General features: G+C 67.8%; 1 protein-coding gene. It reads right to left on the bottom strand.

The window, feature by feature from the left end:
• Positions 1-30: 30 nt before the first annotated feature.
• Positions 31-298, bottom strand: a 268-nt coding sequence (locus SB753_RS36230; RefSeq protein ID WP_410804929.1) for an ImcF-related family protein, incomplete at its 5' end; no start/stop codon positions are given.

Below are 298 nucleotides of genomic sequence, written 5' to 3' on the forward strand. Positions count from 1 at the left end.
CGATCCCCTGCGTGCCCTCAAGGAGCTTGATCACGACCGGTGCACCGCCGACCCGCTCGATCGCCGGGCGGAGAAGTGCTTGTCGAGCGCAGTGCGAATCGCCGGGTCCTGCGGGAACAGCCGCTGCCACTCGACGCGCGCAAGCGCGGCCAGTTCGTCCGCGTCGAGATGCTGCGGCTCGCCGAGCATCAGGTAGCCCTTCAGATCGTCGTAGAGCGCTTGCGGATTGCTGGCGTTCTCGACGAGACCTTCGCGAAACCGCAGGTCGACGCCCGGCAGCAAGGTGCCGTCGAGCTCG

Source organism: Paraburkholderia sp. SIMBA_053, assembly GCF_046534895.1.
Lineage (GTDB): Bacteria > Pseudomonadota > Gammaproteobacteria > Burkholderiales > Burkholderiaceae > Paraburkholderia > Paraburkholderia caledonica.